Genomic DNA, 1,271 nt, shown 5'->3' with positions numbered 1-1,271 from the left:
GCGGCGGGGACGGTGAACGGGACGGTGTTGCCGCGGTGGCTCATCCGGGCCGGGCGGGGCCGGTCGGTGGGCAGGGCCAGTTCCTCCGGGGGTCCCGGGCGGGAGACAGCGGGCGACGGCGTGGCCGAGCAGCTCGGCGACGGGACCGGCGGGGAGGGTCACCGGGTGGTTCTCGGTGGCCGCCACGAGGTGGGCCAGCGCGACGCCGACCGCGGCCTCCCAGCGTCGGCTCCACGACCCGTCGGGTTCGACGGGCGGGACGCGGTGTTCGGCAAGCTCCAGGTCCGCCCAGTCGGGCAGGGGGTCGGCCCGGAGCCCCGAGGGACGGCGGACGACCGCGTCGGGCTCCAGCCACACCGTCTGCCACGAGCCGGAGTCGTCGATCCGGGTTGCCACGGCCCGTCCGCACCCCGTACAGGCCAGATTGGGCCCGGCCCGGCCGTCCACGCCCCGGCAGTAGCCCTCGCACTTCTCCAGGACCAGAGCCATCGACCGGGAATCACCGGGCGCGATGACGATCCTGCCCCGCGCGCCGAAGGAGACGGAGTACACCGGCGCATACACCCCCTGCCGGGCAGCCGCTTCCTCTCCGACTTCCTCCCACCGCCGCCAGGGCGGTCCGGTGGGCCGTGGGTCGACGGCGTACGTCGCCGGTTCCATCAGCGCAGGATGGAGTTCCTCCCAGGCCCCGTGGTGGGTGTGGACGGGGAGCGCGACCCGGGTCACCGGTGCCGTCAACTCGGTGCAGCACCCGGCACACGCAAACACGTCCAAACAGATCCTCCTCGCTGCGGTTCCCCGGGATTGTGTCTTGTTTGCGGGCGGAGGATCCATCGGATTTCGGAACGGCTCCGGGGCTTCCGAGGTGCGTCATCCCTCGGGCGCTGGCAGGTCGCCCCGCGCTGGACCGACGAGCGCCCCAAGCCCGCAGCGCCACAGCTGCTTCGAGGTCATGCCGGTCCTTCAGTTCCGTTCCGTCCCTTGCCCGCGTTGTGGAGGCGGCGTTCGGCGGGGCCTGCAACCCCGCCCAGCGCTTGCAGCTCGTCCCCCTGGCCGGCCCTGTCGACGTGTCTCACTAGCCGTTGCTCTATCGAGCTTGGTGATCGTGAGTTCGAGTCTGCCGACTCGGTTGGGTGATCTTCTGGTCGGCTGGGCATGAAAGTGGGGCCTCCCGCACAGCTCGTGGGTGTCGAATCCAGCCGAGCAACAGGAGGCCCCTGGTGCCGCAGTCTTCCGTGTCCGTGTCGCTGTCGTCCAACTCCGTTCCCCTG

Annotated in this window: 1 pseudogene; it reads right to left on the bottom strand. The window is 71.5% G+C overall.

Annotated elements, in window-relative coordinates:
• A pseudogene (locus tag ABZ885_RS41405) lies at nucleotides 1-660 on the bottom strand (hypothetical protein); the annotation flags it as partial.
• Nucleotides 661-1,271 lie beyond the last annotated feature (611 nt).

Origin of the sequence: Kitasatospora sp. NPDC047058 (assembly GCF_040643935.1) — a bacterium.
Taxonomy (GTDB): domain Bacteria; phylum Actinomycetota; class Actinomycetes; order Streptomycetales; family Streptomycetaceae; genus Kitasatospora.
This window is presented reverse-complemented; position numbering and strand designations above follow the sequence as displayed.